Origin of the sequence: Streptomyces sp. BK022 (assembly GCF_004217355.1) — a bacterium.
Classification (GTDB): Bacteria; Actinomycetota; Actinomycetes; order Streptomycetales; family Streptomycetaceae; genus Streptomyces; species Streptomyces griseoluteus.
In genome coordinates, this window is the sequence record NZ_SHKU01000001.1 from 1,097,353 (window position 1) to 1,109,941 (window position 12,589).

10 protein-coding genes are annotated in these 12,589 nt (G+C 73.8%); 5 read left to right on the forward strand and 5 right to left on the reverse strand.

Annotation, left to right across the window (positions count from 1 at the left end; all coding sequences use genetic code 11):
* Positions 1–74: 74 nt before the first annotated feature.
* The 3 genes from EV284_RS04985 to EV284_RS04995 are packed head-to-tail and all read right to left on the reverse strand — an operon-like array spanning position 75 to position 5,331.
* Complete coding sequence (locus EV284_RS04985; RefSeq protein ID WP_130330577.1) at positions 75–1,991, reverse strand: TOMM precursor leader peptide-binding protein; 1,917 nt, start codon at positions 1,989–1,991, stop codon at positions 75–77.
* A complete protein-coding gene (locus tag EV284_RS04990; RefSeq protein WP_130330579.1) occupies positions 1,981–4,212 on the reverse strand; it encodes a TOMM precursor leader peptide-binding protein in 2,232 nt (743 codons plus the stop codon). Before EV284_RS04990 ends, EV284_RS04985 begins: the two co-directional genes overlap by 11 nt.
* Before the next feature lie 30 nt (positions 4,213–4,242).
* Positions 4,243–5,331, reverse strand: coding sequence for an AfsR/SARP family transcriptional regulator (locus tag EV284_RS04995; RefSeq protein ID WP_130330581.1), 1,089 nt, complete (start codon positions 5,329–5,331; stop codon positions 4,243–4,245).
* A 269-nt stretch (positions 5,332–5,600) separates the two neighbouring features.
* Here EV284_RS04995 and EV284_RS05000 point away from each other — a divergent pair, with 269 nt between their 5' ends.
* Entirely contained in the window at positions 5,601–5,792 is a 192-nt protein-coding gene (locus tag EV284_RS05000; RefSeq protein WP_130330583.1) for a hypothetical protein, read from the forward strand.
* Between the two features lie 21 nt (positions 5,793–5,813).
* Here EV284_RS05000 and EV284_RS05005 read toward each other — a convergent pair whose 3' ends face one another.
* Positions 5,814–6,791, reverse strand: coding sequence for a DUF5996 family protein (locus tag EV284_RS05005; protein WP_130330585.1), 978 nt, complete (start codon positions 6,789–6,791; stop codon positions 5,814–5,816).
* Positions 6,792–7,069: 278 nt separating this feature from the next.
* On the opposite strand from EV284_RS05005, the gene EV284_RS05010 reads away from it, so the two are divergent.
* The 4 genes from EV284_RS05010 to EV284_RS05025 all read left to right on the forward strand — a co-directional run bounded on the left by EV284_RS05010 (position 7,070) and on the right by EV284_RS05025 (position 11,913).
* Complete coding sequence (locus EV284_RS05010) at positions 7,070–8,176, forward strand: LLM class flavin-dependent oxidoreductase (protein WP_130331122.1); 1,107 nt, start codon at positions 7,070–7,072, stop codon at positions 8,174–8,176.
* Entirely contained in the window at positions 8,173–8,778 is a 606-nt protein-coding gene (locus tag EV284_RS05015) for a CE1759 family FMN reductase (RefSeq protein ID WP_130330587.1), read from the forward strand. Before EV284_RS05010 ends, EV284_RS05015 begins: the two co-directional genes overlap by 4 nt.
* 163 nt (positions 8,779–8,941) lie before the next feature.
* Positions 8,942–10,801, forward strand: a complete 1,860-nt coding sequence (locus EV284_RS05020) for an arabinofuranosidase catalytic domain-containing protein (RefSeq protein ID WP_130330588.1) — start codon at positions 8,942–8,944, stop codon at positions 10,799–10,801.
* A 317-nt stretch (positions 10,802–11,118) separates the two neighbouring features.
* On the forward strand, positions 11,119–11,913 hold the full coding sequence (locus tag EV284_RS05025; protein ID WP_130330590.1) for an SDR family oxidoreductase: 795 nt from the start codon (positions 11,119–11,121) through the stop codon (positions 11,911–11,913).
* Here EV284_RS05025 and EV284_RS05030 read toward each other — a convergent pair.
* Positions 11,889–12,452, reverse strand: coding sequence for a GNAT family N-acetyltransferase (locus tag EV284_RS05030; RefSeq protein WP_242625568.1), 564 nt, complete (start codon positions 12,450–12,452; stop codon positions 11,889–11,891). The genes EV284_RS05025 and EV284_RS05030 overlap by 25 nt on opposite strands.
* Between the last annotated feature and the right edge of the window lie 137 nt (positions 12,453–12,589).

Sequence of the window (12,589 nt, forward strand, 5' to 3'; positions counted from 1 at the left end):
TCGTCTGTGGCGGGCGCCCGGCGGTTCGGGCCGGGCGCCCGGGATGTCGTTGGTGCGGACAGCCGCGGGGGCGGTCAGGGGAAGGGGTGGGGCGCCGGATTGCATTCGTCCGGCGGCAGATCCGCCGTACGCAGCCCGGCCTCCCGCAGCGCTGTGCGGGTACGGGGCAGCCACGGGCCGCGCTGGCGGCTCCACCCGAAGTCGATCGGGAGGAGACCGGGCACCAGCACCTTGGCCGTGCTGAGCCCCAACCCCCGCTGCTCCGGGGCGGTCTGGTCGACCACCACCACGTCGAAACCGCGTGCGGTCACCTCCGCCACGACCGCCTCCACGTCCGCGCGCAGATCCGCCGGGCGGGACCGGGGGCGGTCGGGGGCGAGCGAGGCGAGCGGGACGCGGTCACCGTCGTCCCGGCCGCGCAGCAGGAAGTCGGTGTACCGGCCCATCTCCGGCAGCCCGTACAGCAGCGGATGATCGTGCAGTACCCGCACCTCGTCGAAGTCGGCCGCCATCCGGCGCAGCCGCCGCTCCTCGCGGGCGGTACGGCGGCGCAGGTTGACCGCGTCGGTGGCGATCTCGCACAGCCCGCCCGCGAGCGCGTCCTCCGGGTCGGGCGAGGCGCCCGCGCCGAAGCACAGCAGCCCCGGCCCGCCGTCCACCCGCTCGGCCACCGCGGTCACCACCGGCACGGGGAAGCTGACCCGGGTGTCGAAGAACCGCGCCCGGTACCCGTACATCGCCAGCCGGTCCACCATCGCGCGGGTCGCCGGCCGGGTACTGCTCGCGGGGTCGATCTCGGGCAGCCTGGCCCGGCCGAACCAGGCCAGCAGGAAGGCGTCGCGCTCGATGGTCTCCATCAGCCCGTGATGCACGGCCTCGGCCGGACTTCCGCCCGAGGCACAGCCGTTGGAGCTCTCCTGCACGAACCGGCGCCGGATACCGCCCGGCGCGTGGTAGTAGGCCACCACCTCGGGGACGAGGACCGGCCGGTCGTCCCGCAGCGACCAGCCCCACACCCACCGCACGGGCCGGTCCGGGGCGAACCGGGGCGCGCCGACCGCCTCCGCGTCGAAGGTGTCCGGGTACAGCCCGCTGATCCGGGGGTCGACCGCCGTGTCGCCCAGCTCCTCCAGCGTGGCCGTGACGACCGGGCGCCGGGCACGCGCCCGCATCCCCGCGTACCGCTCCAGCCCCTCCAGCAGCCCGACCCGCACACTCGTGCCGTACGCCCCGGTGTGGCCGCCCCAGTAGCACTCGCGCAGATAGGCGCCGGAACGGGTGGTGAAGGCGCCGACCGCCGACGAGGTGGACGCGGACGTCAGATCGGGCGCCACCAAGGGCCCGAGCATCCCGGTCACCGGGTTGGCGAACGCCTCCAGCGGGAGGTCGTACGCGGACAGGGGCCGGGTACGGAAGCTGCCCGGCGCGTGCTCCGGGGCGGGCTCCAGGGCGATCCGGGCGCCCTCGGCCGTGTCGTCCGGCCGGTCCGCGCAGGCCGGGCACTCACCGTCCGGCACCAGCGGGAACCTGGCGACCCGCAACGTCTCCAGGTCCAGCAGCCACACCCACGGATGCCGCGGGGCACGCGGGTGCGCGTCGGCCGCCGAGACCAGCGCGGCCAGCGCGTCCACCACGAAGCCGGCCTCCCACGGCGGGGTTCCGGTCGCGAGGGTGGGCCCGCCCTGCTCCAGCGCGTCCCGCAGGAACCCGGCCCGCACCGCCTGCCAGCGCCGGGCCAGACAGCCCGGACACCCGCGCCCGCCCACGGGGGCCACCGGGCCGACCACGGCGTGATGCCCGTAGAGACCCACCGGGATCACGCCGGGCGGGAACTCCACCACGGCATCACCGAGTTGGTCGCGCACGCCCAGTGCCCTCACCGCGGCGGCCCGGCCGGGGACCCGGCAGGCGAGCGCCGAGGTCAGCTCTTCGCACACGCGGTCCCAGGGCGCGTCGACGGCGGCCGGCGCCGCCTCCGTCTCAGTGGGCACCGGGTCCGCCACGGGTGAGCAGCACGCGCACGGCGTGGATCTCGCCCGCCGCCAGGTCCGGCGCGGCCACCGGCACCGCGAAGGCGTCCCGCCCGGCCGCGGCCAGCGCGTCCAGCACCTCGGCCCAGCCCGTCCCGTCGGCCCGCAGGGACACCGGCTCGCCCTCGGGGACCAGCGCCGCCGCCTCCAGGTCGGCCCACAGCGGGTCGCCGAGGTCCGGCTCGGCACCGGCCCGCCGCATCTGCTCCGCCCCGAGCAGATCGCGCAGCGCCTCCAGCACCGCCTCGCGCGGACGCAGACCGCTGCCCGGCGCCCACCGCACCGCCCCGCTCTCCGGGTCCGTGCTGCGGGCCAGGGCCACGGGCAGTGCGGTGGCCCCCGCCCCGGTCAGGTCCAGCACCTCCACCGTGACGCCCAGGTTCTCCGCCGAGCGCAGCAGGAACAGCAACTCGGCGTCAGCGGTGAGGGAGTCGAGGTCCACCAGTCGTGCGGGGGCCGCCCTGCGGACCACCCGGCGCAGGGCGTCGTGGGCGAGGGCGGAGCGCAGGGCGCGGGCGAGGGCGGCGCGGGGGGTGCCCGCCGCGCCCGTACCCGCCGAGGAGCGCTCGAACAGGCCCTGGTCGTTCCAGCCACTCAGGGTGCGCACCGCGCCGGTGGGCACCAGCACGGTACGCCCGTCCAGCAGCGAGGTCGCCTCCGACCAGGCGGAGACCCGGTCCACCGGCACCTGAAGCCCACTGGACAGGGCGAGTTCGGCCGGCGCGATCCGGCTCCCCTCGCCGCCCACCCGAGGCGGCACCACCTGCTCGGCGTACACCTCCGCGCCCCGGAACAGCGCGGCGAGCCGGGCCCCGGCCACATGGTGCACGTCGATCGCGGAGACCTCGCGCACCCGGCCGGGAGAGACGCCCAGGCGTACGGTGCTCACCTTGAGCGGGGTCTGCTCCCAGTCGTCGTCGGCATAGCCGCCGAACACCCCGGCCGCCTCGCGGACCAGCACGTCCCGCGGCTCCAGCGCGGCCAGCGCCCCCTTGGCCGCCGCCTCGTCCGCCGGGCCGTCGGCGGGCAGTGCCACCGGCTCGTCGTCCGCGTGCGGCACCCGCAGCGCGGCCCCGTCCGGGGCCTTGGGCTCCCCGGAGGCGCAGAACCGGCAGCGGGGGTGCGGCAGCAGCGGTTCGGCCAGTACGTCCAGGGAGTTCAGGTCCTGCACGATGACCTGGTTACGGGTCTCGGCGGGCAGCGCCTCCGTCACCAGCCGGAACACCTCGAACGACAGCAGGTTGCCGAGCATCCCCGCGAGCGGCCCGGTGGGCACTCGCGCGGGCGTCTCCAGCGGCGCGGCCGGACCGAGGCCGGACCACAGGTCGGCGCTGTCGGCCGCGTCCGAGCCGGCGCCCAGCCGCAGCGCGGCGCAGGACCAGCAGCCCGGCGTCCCGGCCGTCATCACCGGCCCGACCACCGCCCGCTCGCCGAACGTCCACGCCCCCAGCAGCCGCCGTCCCTCGGGCACGCCCTCGGTCAGCAGGCGCAGCAGCCGGGCGGGCGCGTTCGCCCCGGTCACCAGCACGGTGTCCCAGCCGTCCAGGTCGGCCCAGCCCGGCGTGGACCCGGCCAGCCGGGTCAGCGTGGGCGCGCAGCCCGCCTCGGTGAGACCCGCGACCTCCGCGTCCAGGCCGGCCGTGCCGCTGGGCTCGTGGTCGAGGGCGCCCTCCGCCGCGTCCTCGACCGTGACGGCCACCGTGGCACAGCCGTTGCGCAGCAGGCCCAGCGCGGCCCACCTCGCCGTCTCGTCGTCCCCGAGCACCGCGACCCGGGTGTCCCGGAAGCGGGCGAACCTGCCGTGGGCGTCGTCGGCGTAATGGTCCAGATAGTCCAGCTGATGGGCGAAACGTGCCGCCACCTGCGGTGACAGCGTGTCGCCGGTGGGTCTTGGCCCGGCGTCCCGGGCGAAACCACGCGCGTAGAGTGCGCCCACGAGTCGGACCACCATGTCGCGCTGCTTGTCCCCCAGGCCGGCGCAGAGTTCCTCGACCCGGCGCTCACCGTCCAGATGGGGCACGATCAGCGCGGCGAAGCGGTACGCGGACTGGGTGACGACGTTGAAGCCGCCGTGCGCGTTGTGGAACAGCACGCCGTCCGGCGTGCGGGTGAACAGGACGTCGCGGCGGATGCGGGGCCGCGAACGGGCGATCTCCTCGTGGGACGAGGGAGCAGGCGCCATGGACAACCTCCGGGAAGTACGGGGGAGCGGTCAGTCGGCGGGGGGTGGGGACGTCTCCGCCGGGTCGTGCGGTGCGGTGGCCGGGAGGCTGGTGCCGGCCGCCTGGACGAAGAGCCGCAGCAGGTCGTGGACCCGGTAGCGGCCCGACGGGTCCTCCTCCAGCAGCCCGGCGTCCACCAGTGCGCGCAGCACCAGCGCGCCCGGCGCCGGGGGAGAGGCCCGCTCCAGCGCGGACGACGCCCCGGCCGCCCTTGAGGGCGGCACACCGGCCGCGGGCAGCGCCGGGCGCCCGCCGTACGGCTCGCCGCGCAGCACCGCGAGCTGGAGCGCGCGCAGCGCCGCACCCGGCTCCACCCCCAGCTCGGAGGTGAGATGGGCGTGGATACGGCGGTACTCCGCGAGCGCCTCGGCCCGGCGGCCCGAGCGGTACAGCGCCTCGATGAGCAGCGCCGACAATCCTTCGTGGCCGGGCTGGCCGCGTACCGCCTCGCGGGCCTCGGCGATCATCTCCCGGTGTCTGCCCAGGCGGAGTTCGCCGTCGAAGACCCGCTCCACGGCGAGCAGACGCTCCTCGGCCAGGCGCGGCACGTGGTCGCGGTGCAGTTCGTCGGAGTGGACGTTGCCGAGCAGCGGGCCCTTCCACAGTCCCAGCGCCGCCCGCGCCAGCCGCAGCGCGGCCTCCGGGTCGTCGCCGGCCGAGGCCCGGCCGAGCAGGTCGCGGAAGTGGAGCAGGTCCAGGGACTCGGCGTCCGCCTGGAGCCGATAGCCGCCGGGCACCGCCTCGATGGCGTGGTCGGCGACCCCGTACTTGGAAAACAGACGGCGCAGTCGGAGAACACAGGTGTGCAGCGCCGATCTCCCGCCGGACGGCGGACGGTCGCCCCACACCACGCGCTGGAGCAGCTCGCCCGAGACCACGGCACCGGGGTGCAGCAGCAGGGCGGCCAGCAGTGAGGTCGGTTTGGAGGGCTGGAGGACGACGGTCTCGTGACCGTCGGTGATGGCCAGCAGGCCGAGGACCTGGAAACGGGGGCGGCCCGGATGCGCCGCGGTGGCCTGCTGATCAGGGAGGGCGCCGTGGGGCGCGGGAAGTCCGGTCTTCACCACAGCCTTTCGCATCGCACGGTGAGTGATGCAGCAACTGCCTGGCACAGCAGGGCACTTGTTCACACCAGGGGTGTAAGGCGTGAACAAGTGATCTGCTGAGACGGGAACTTAGAAGCGAACCGGTCGGTCCGTCCAGTGGTTGGCGCGAAACACCTGATGACGAGCGGGGGGCGCGGAGACTTTTGCGCCCAGCGGTGTTGGCGGGCGCCCTGCCAGGGCATACCCTCCCGGTGAAGTGGCGCGGCGCGCTCCCGTGACCGCCGCGCAGGGGAGGAACAACCATGCCGTGGTGGGCGCTGGTGCCGGTCGTCTCGATGATTACCGGACCGCTCGTGCTGTATGTCCTGAGCCGTCGGAAGCGTGACTCCGACGACGACGTCGAACGGTACGAGGAGCTGTCCCACAAGTACGAGGAGCTGCGGGCGGAGAACCGGCGGCTCGAACCCCCGGCCGCCGGGGACCAGCGCGGCTGAACCCCGGCGAGCCCGGTCCGCTCAGCCCCGCTGTCCCACGCGCTCGGCGTGCTCGGACGGCTGGTGCTCGCTCATGTACCAGCCGTCGACCCGCGGCCCGACCAGGTCCGCCGGCCACCCCGCGGTCCGCACGGCCGCCTCGTACACGGCGTCGCCGAACCTGACGATCGCCCCGTGCGGGTCCGGCAGCCGGCGCAGGTTCTGCCACGGCAGCAGCGCGAGCCCGAGGTCCGGGTGCCAGTCGGCGCCCTCGACACCCCAGGACCGCCCCGCCAGACCGTCCGGCTGCGGCCAGATGTAGGCGTACATCCCGATGTCCAGCGGGCTGCTGCCGTCGCCGTGGGTGTTGTCGAAGGAGAACCCCACCGACACGTACTCGTGCAGCTGCGCGTTGCGCATGAACGGGGGGCCCTCGGGTCCGGGGTCCGTCCGCTCGGGGCGCCAGCGGGTCGCCGACAGGTCGAACCCGCCCCACATCACGCCGACGCGCGGCCGGTGTCCGAGGAAGGGGGCCTGCCACGCCTCCAGGCCGCCCGCGGCGAGGTCGAACGCCTCCCAGATCAGCCGCGCCGAGTGAGCGTCCCAGACCCGCTCGGTCCGGTCGTCCTCGAAGTTCGGCGGGGCGGCGGGGATCTCGCAGATCCGCGCGCTGCGCGGGTGCGGGATGCCCAGCTCGGTGGCGGCCTCGCAGAAGGACGCGAAGAAGTCGGCCACCGACGTCCGCCCCAGCGACAGCGTCCGCGCCGCGCGGTCGGTCTCGATCACCACGTCCCCGTCGAGCAGCCGGTAGTGCACCGTGAAGGTCACCCCGTTCCGCCGGAACGTCGGGGTACGCAGCCCGCGCGGGGACACCTCCAGCACGATGTTGCCCCAGCCGACCTCGAAGGGGTCGTCCAGCGAGTACTTGCCCGCGACCTGCACCACCCGGTTCACGTACTCGAGCATGGGGCCCAGTTCCGCGTGGTCCAGCACCGGCCACGCCTCGGGACGTTCGCTCACGGGAGCCTCCCGGCGGATCGATCCACGTGTTCCCGGCGGCCGTACGACACCGGCTTCACAAACACCCGATTTCCGGCATGACGGTCGTACGATCGCACACCCCCAGATTCTCCCACGGGCCCCGGAGCCTCGCCTCCTTCCCGCCCGTGCCGGATCGCACCCGCCGTGCCACGATGACGGGACAGGGTGACGGGACACCTCACCTCAGTACGCCAGTTCCGCGGAAGCGTCCGAAGGAGCCCGACATGGCGTCGACGGAAGCGACCGGCGCGGCCGGGATGCAGTTCGGCATCTTCACCGTCGGGGACGTCACCCCCGACCCCACCACCGGCCACACCCCCACCGAGGCGGAGCGCATCCAGGCGACCGTCGCGATCGCGCGCAAGGCGGAGGAGGTCGGGCTCGACGTCTTCGCCACCGGCGAGCACCACAACCCGCCCTTCGTGCCGTCCTCGCCCACCACCCTGCTCGCGTACATCGCCGCGCAGACCGAACGGATCATCCTCTCCACCTCCACCACGCTGATCACCACCAGCGACCCGGTGAAGATCGCCGAGGACTTCAGTGTGCTCCAGCACCTGTCCGGCGGCCGCACCGACCTCATGCTGGGCCGGGGCAACACCGGCCCGGTGTACCCGTGGTTCGGCCAGGACATCCGCCAGGCCATCCCGCTCACGGTCGAGAACTACGGCCTGCTGCGCCGCCTCTGGCGCGAGGAGACCGTCGACTGGGAGGGCACGTTCCGCAGCGCGCTCCAGGGCTTCACCCTCGTGCCGCGTCCGCTGGACGACGTACCGCCCTTCGTCTGGCACGCCTCCATCCGCACCCCCGAGATCGCCGAACTCGCCGCCTACTTCGGGGACGGCTTCTTCGCCAACCACATCTTCTGGCCGGCCTCGCACACCCGACAGCTCGTCAGCCTCTACCGGCGCCGGTTCGCGCACTACGACCACGGCACCCCGGAGCAGGCCATCGTGGGGCTCGGCGGCCAGGTGTTCATGCGGCCCAACAGCCAGGACGCGGTGAAGGAGTTCCGGCCCTACTTCGACAACGCCCCGGTGTACGGACACGGGCCCTCGCTGGAGGAGTTCACCCGGCAGACCCCGCTCACCGTCGGGTCGCCGGCCGAGGTGATCGAGAAGACGCTGGGCTTTCGCGCATACGTGGGGGACTACCAGCGGCAGCTCTTCCTCATCGACCACGCCGGGCTCCCGGTGAAGACCGTCCTCGAACAGCTCGACCTGCTCGGCGAGGAGGTCGTCCCTGTGCTGCGCCGGGAGTTCGCCGAGGGCCGGCCCGAGGGCACCCCGGCGGCCCCCACCCACGCCTCGCGCCTGCGCGCGCGCGAGGACGCGACCGACGAAGGCGACACGGAGGCGCGATGAAGATCACGATCATCACGGGCGGACTGCGCGAGCCCTCCTCCACCCGGCTCCTCGCGGACCGGCTCGCGGCGGCCGTCACCCGGGAACTCGAGGCCGGGGGCGAGCCGGTGGAGCTGTCCTTCGTCGAACTGCGCCCGCTGGCGCATCCCATCATGGACGCGATGCTCACCGGCTTCACCGGCGAGGCGCTGGACACGGCCTTCGAGACCATCGCCGGGGCGGACGGCGTCATCGCCGTGACCCCCGCCTTCAACGCGTCCTTCAGCGGGCTGTTCAAGTCGTTCTTCGACGTGCTCCCCGAGGAGACCCTCTCCGACATGCCCGTCCTCATCGCGGCCAGCGGCGGCACCGAGCGGCACTCCCTCGTCCTCGAACACGCGCTGCGCCCGATGTTCTCCTACCTCCACGCGATCGTCTCCCCGCGCCCCGTCTACGCCGCCACCAGCGACTTCGGCACCCAGGACGGCGCGAGCCTCGGCGCCCGCATCAACGCCGCCGCCACCGACTTCGCCCGCCTCCTGCGCGCCTGCGGCCCCCGCACCCGCGAAACCCAGGAGGACGCGGACCTGGCGACGATGCGGGGGCTGCTGGGCGGCAGCTGACCGTCGGCCGCCCAAAGCAACAAATCACCACACAGGCAAAACCCTGGGCAAGTCTGAAGCAACAAATCTTGACGTGTTCGATCGTGCTTCGTACGTTCCCGAGCGGCCGTGAGGAGTCACCGACTCCGCCTCCCCACCACGCGGCCGGCCGAAGGAGCAGACGATGCGCGCCATCAGATCAGCCGTGTTACCAGGTCTCCGCGGGCGCTTCGGGGCCCTGGTGTCCGTGCTCGCCCTGCTGCTCGGCGCCCTCGCCGGACTGAGCGCCCCCGCCCAGGCCGCCGGGTCGGCGCCCTGTGACATCTACGCCGCCGCCGGCACCCCGTGCGTCGCCGCGCACAGCACGATCCGGGCGCTGTTCGCGGGCTACAACGGCCCGCTGTACCGGGTCACCCGTGCCTCGGACGGCGCCGCCACCGACATCGGCCTCCTGACGGCCGGCGGGTACGCGGACGCGGGCCGCCAGGACACCTTCTGCGGCGGCACCACCTGTCGTATGACCAAGATCTACGACCAGACCAGCCGCCACAACGACCTCAATCCCGGCCCGGCCGGCACCGCCGGAATGGGCGCCGACCGCGCCGCCGACGCGAGTGAACTCGCCGTCACGGCCGGCGGCCACAAGGTCTACGGCATCTGGATCTCGCCCGGCGTCGGCTACCGCTCCAACGGCGCCGCCTCCGGCGTCGCGGTCAACGGACAGCCCGAGGGCGTCTACATGGTGGCCAGCGGCACCCACGTCGGCTCCGCGTGCTGCTTCGACTACGGCAACGCCGAGCGCACCCCCGCCGACACCGGCAACGGCCACATGGACGCCGTCTCCATCGCCACCACCTGCTACTTCGCCCCCTGCACCGGCAACGGCCCCTGGGTCGAGGCCGACCTGGAGAACGGCATGTTCCAGGGCGACAACGGCTCCAACCCCGCCAACCGGGGCAACAGCAGCACCTACGTCACCGCCGTGCTGAAGAACGACGGCCAGACCCGGTACGCCCTCAAGGGCGGCAACTCCCAGTCCGGCTCCCTGAGCACCTGGTGGGACGGCGCGCTGCCCTCGCGCGGCGGCTACCGGCCCATGCAGCAGGAGGGCGGCATCATCCTCGGTACCGGCGGGGACAACAGCAACTGGAACATGGGCACCTTCTTCGAGGGCGCCATGGTCTCGGGCTATCCCTCCGACGCCGCCGAGAACGCGGTGCAGGCCAACGTCGTCGCGGCCGGCTACTCCGGCCAGACCAACGTACCCAACGGCCCCCAGGGCACCATCACCGGCCCCGGCGGCAAGTGCGTGGACGTCGCCGCCGACGACACCGGGGTCAACGGCGCCGCCGTCCAGCTCTGGGACTGCCAGACCTACGCCGAGGACCAGCACTGGACCCACAACCCGGACACCTCTCTCGGCACCATCTCCCGCTGCCTGGACATCAACGGGAACGGCACGGCCAACGGCACCGAGGTCGAGCTGTGGGACTGCGACGGGGTCGGGGGCCAGAAGTGGGTCCAGCAGGCCGACGGCTCGCTGCGCAACCCCCAGTCCGGCCGCTGCCTCGACGCGCCCAACGGCACCTCGGCCAACGGAACCCGGCTGCGGATCTGGGACTGCAACGGCTCCGCCGCCCAGAAGTTCTCCGTCAACGGCGGAGCACCCATCGCCGCGCCCGGCGCCAAGTGCGTCGACGTGGCCGCCGACGACACCGGGGTCAACGGCACCGCCGTGCAGCTCTGGGACTGCCAGACCTGGTCCGTCGACCAGCACTGGTTCCACCGCTCCGACTCCTCGCTCTCCACCCTCGGCCGCTGCCTGGACGTCAACGGCAACGGCACGGCGGGCGGCACCGAGGTCGAGCTGTGGGACTGCAACGGGGCCGGGGGCCAGAAGTGGGAGCAGCAGGCCGACGGCTCGCTGCGCAACCCCCAGTCCGGCCGCTGCCTGGACGCCCCCAACGGCACGACCGGCAACGGCACCCGGCTGCGGATCTGGGACTGCAACGGCTCGGCCGCCCAGAAGTTCCAGCTGAACTGACGGCCCGGCGCCGGGGCTTTCCCCGCCGGATACGGGGGAAGCGGCTGCGGGGGAGGGGTGAACACGCGGGCGGACGGCACTTCTCCGCCCGCCGCGCCCCGCCCCCGCACACTAGGAGGTGTCCTGTCGATCACGCCGGGCTCGCGACGCCCGGCACCGCACCTCGCCGCGTTGTCGTCGGTCCCCGATGCTCCGCGTCGACTCCCTCCTCCGCCGTGCGACGCACGGCACCGGACGCCGCTCCCCGGTCCGGCCTGATCGACAGGACACCCCCTAGGCGCAGCCGCCGCACCCGTACCGGAAGGAACCCCCGCACCATGCACCTCGATCTGAGCGGACGCACCGCCCTGGTCACCGGCTCCACGCAGGGCATCGGCGCGGCCATCGCGCTGGGCCTCGCCCGCGCCGGTGCCCGCGTCGCCGTCAACGGCCGCGACAGGGAACGTGTCTCCGCGAGCATCGCCGAGTTCGCCACCCAGGCCCCGGACGCGGAGTTCGTCGCGGCCGCCGCCGACGTGTCCACCGAGGAGGGCGCCCGGCAGTTGCTGCGGGAGCTGCCCCAGGTCGACATCCTCGTCAACAACCTCGGCATCTTCGGCACCGCCGACCCGCTGGAACTCACCGACGACGAGTGGCGCCGCTACTTCGAGATCAACGTCCTCGCCGCCGTCCGGCTCACCCGGCTGTACCTGCCTGGCATGACCGACCGGGGCTGGGGACGCGTGCTGTACATCGCCAGCGACTCGGCCATCGTCATCCCGGCCGAGATGATCCAGTACGGCATGTCCAAGACCGCCCTGCTCGCGGTGGGCCGGGGCTTCGCCAAGAAGGCCGCGGGCACCGGCGTCACCGTCAACTCCGTCATCGCGGGCCCCACCCACACCGCGGGCGTCGAGGACTTCGTCTACCAACTCGTGGACAAGGACCTGCCCTGGGACGAGGCCCAGCGGGTCTTCATGCGCGACCACCGCCCGCAGTCCCTGATCCAGCGGCTGATCGAGCCCGAGGAGATCGCCAACATGGTCGTCTACCTCAGCTCCCCCCAGGCCTCGGCGACCACCGGCGGCGCCCTCCGCGTGGACGGCGGCTACGTGGACGCCATCCTCCCCTGACCGTCCCGCAGCCGGGCGTGCAGGCACCCGTCGAGAGGAAACTCGGGCGGCGCGGCGGGCAGCACCCCGGCCCGCTCGAAGCCGCACTTGACAGCCACCCGGCAGGACGCCGTGTTGTCCATCTGGTGCAGCAGCTCCAGCCGGGTCAGCCCCCGGCCGAAGGCCCACCCGGTCAACGCCGTCAGCGCGCGCGGGGCCACGCCCCGGCCCCGCGCCCGCGCGGCCGTCCAGTAACCGACCTCGGCCCGGCCGTCCCCCGGGACCACGTCCTTGAGCGTGATGTGCCCCAGCAACTCGCCTTCCGCGTCAGGGGAGCAGGGTGTGCCGGGCGAGCCGGCGGCCACGACGGCGAACCCCAGACGGTCGCCCGTCTCCCAGCCCCGCGCCTGCCCGGCGATCCACGCGAGCGCGCCCGCCTCGTCGTCCACGGCCGCCCCCGTCCAGCGCCGCAGCGCGGCGTCGCCGCGCTGCACCCGCACCAGTTCCGCCGCGTCCGCCGCCCGCCAGGGCCGCAGCAGCAGAGCATCCCCGCGTATCACGCTTCCCCCTCGGCCCCTCGCGTCCCGGCCATGCTTGCACACGAGCCCGGTGGGGCAGATGAACCCGGACGCGGACTCCCCGCCGGTGGAGCAGGCGTGCCCGCCGTACGGGCAGCGGGTGCCGGGCCGGGTGGGTC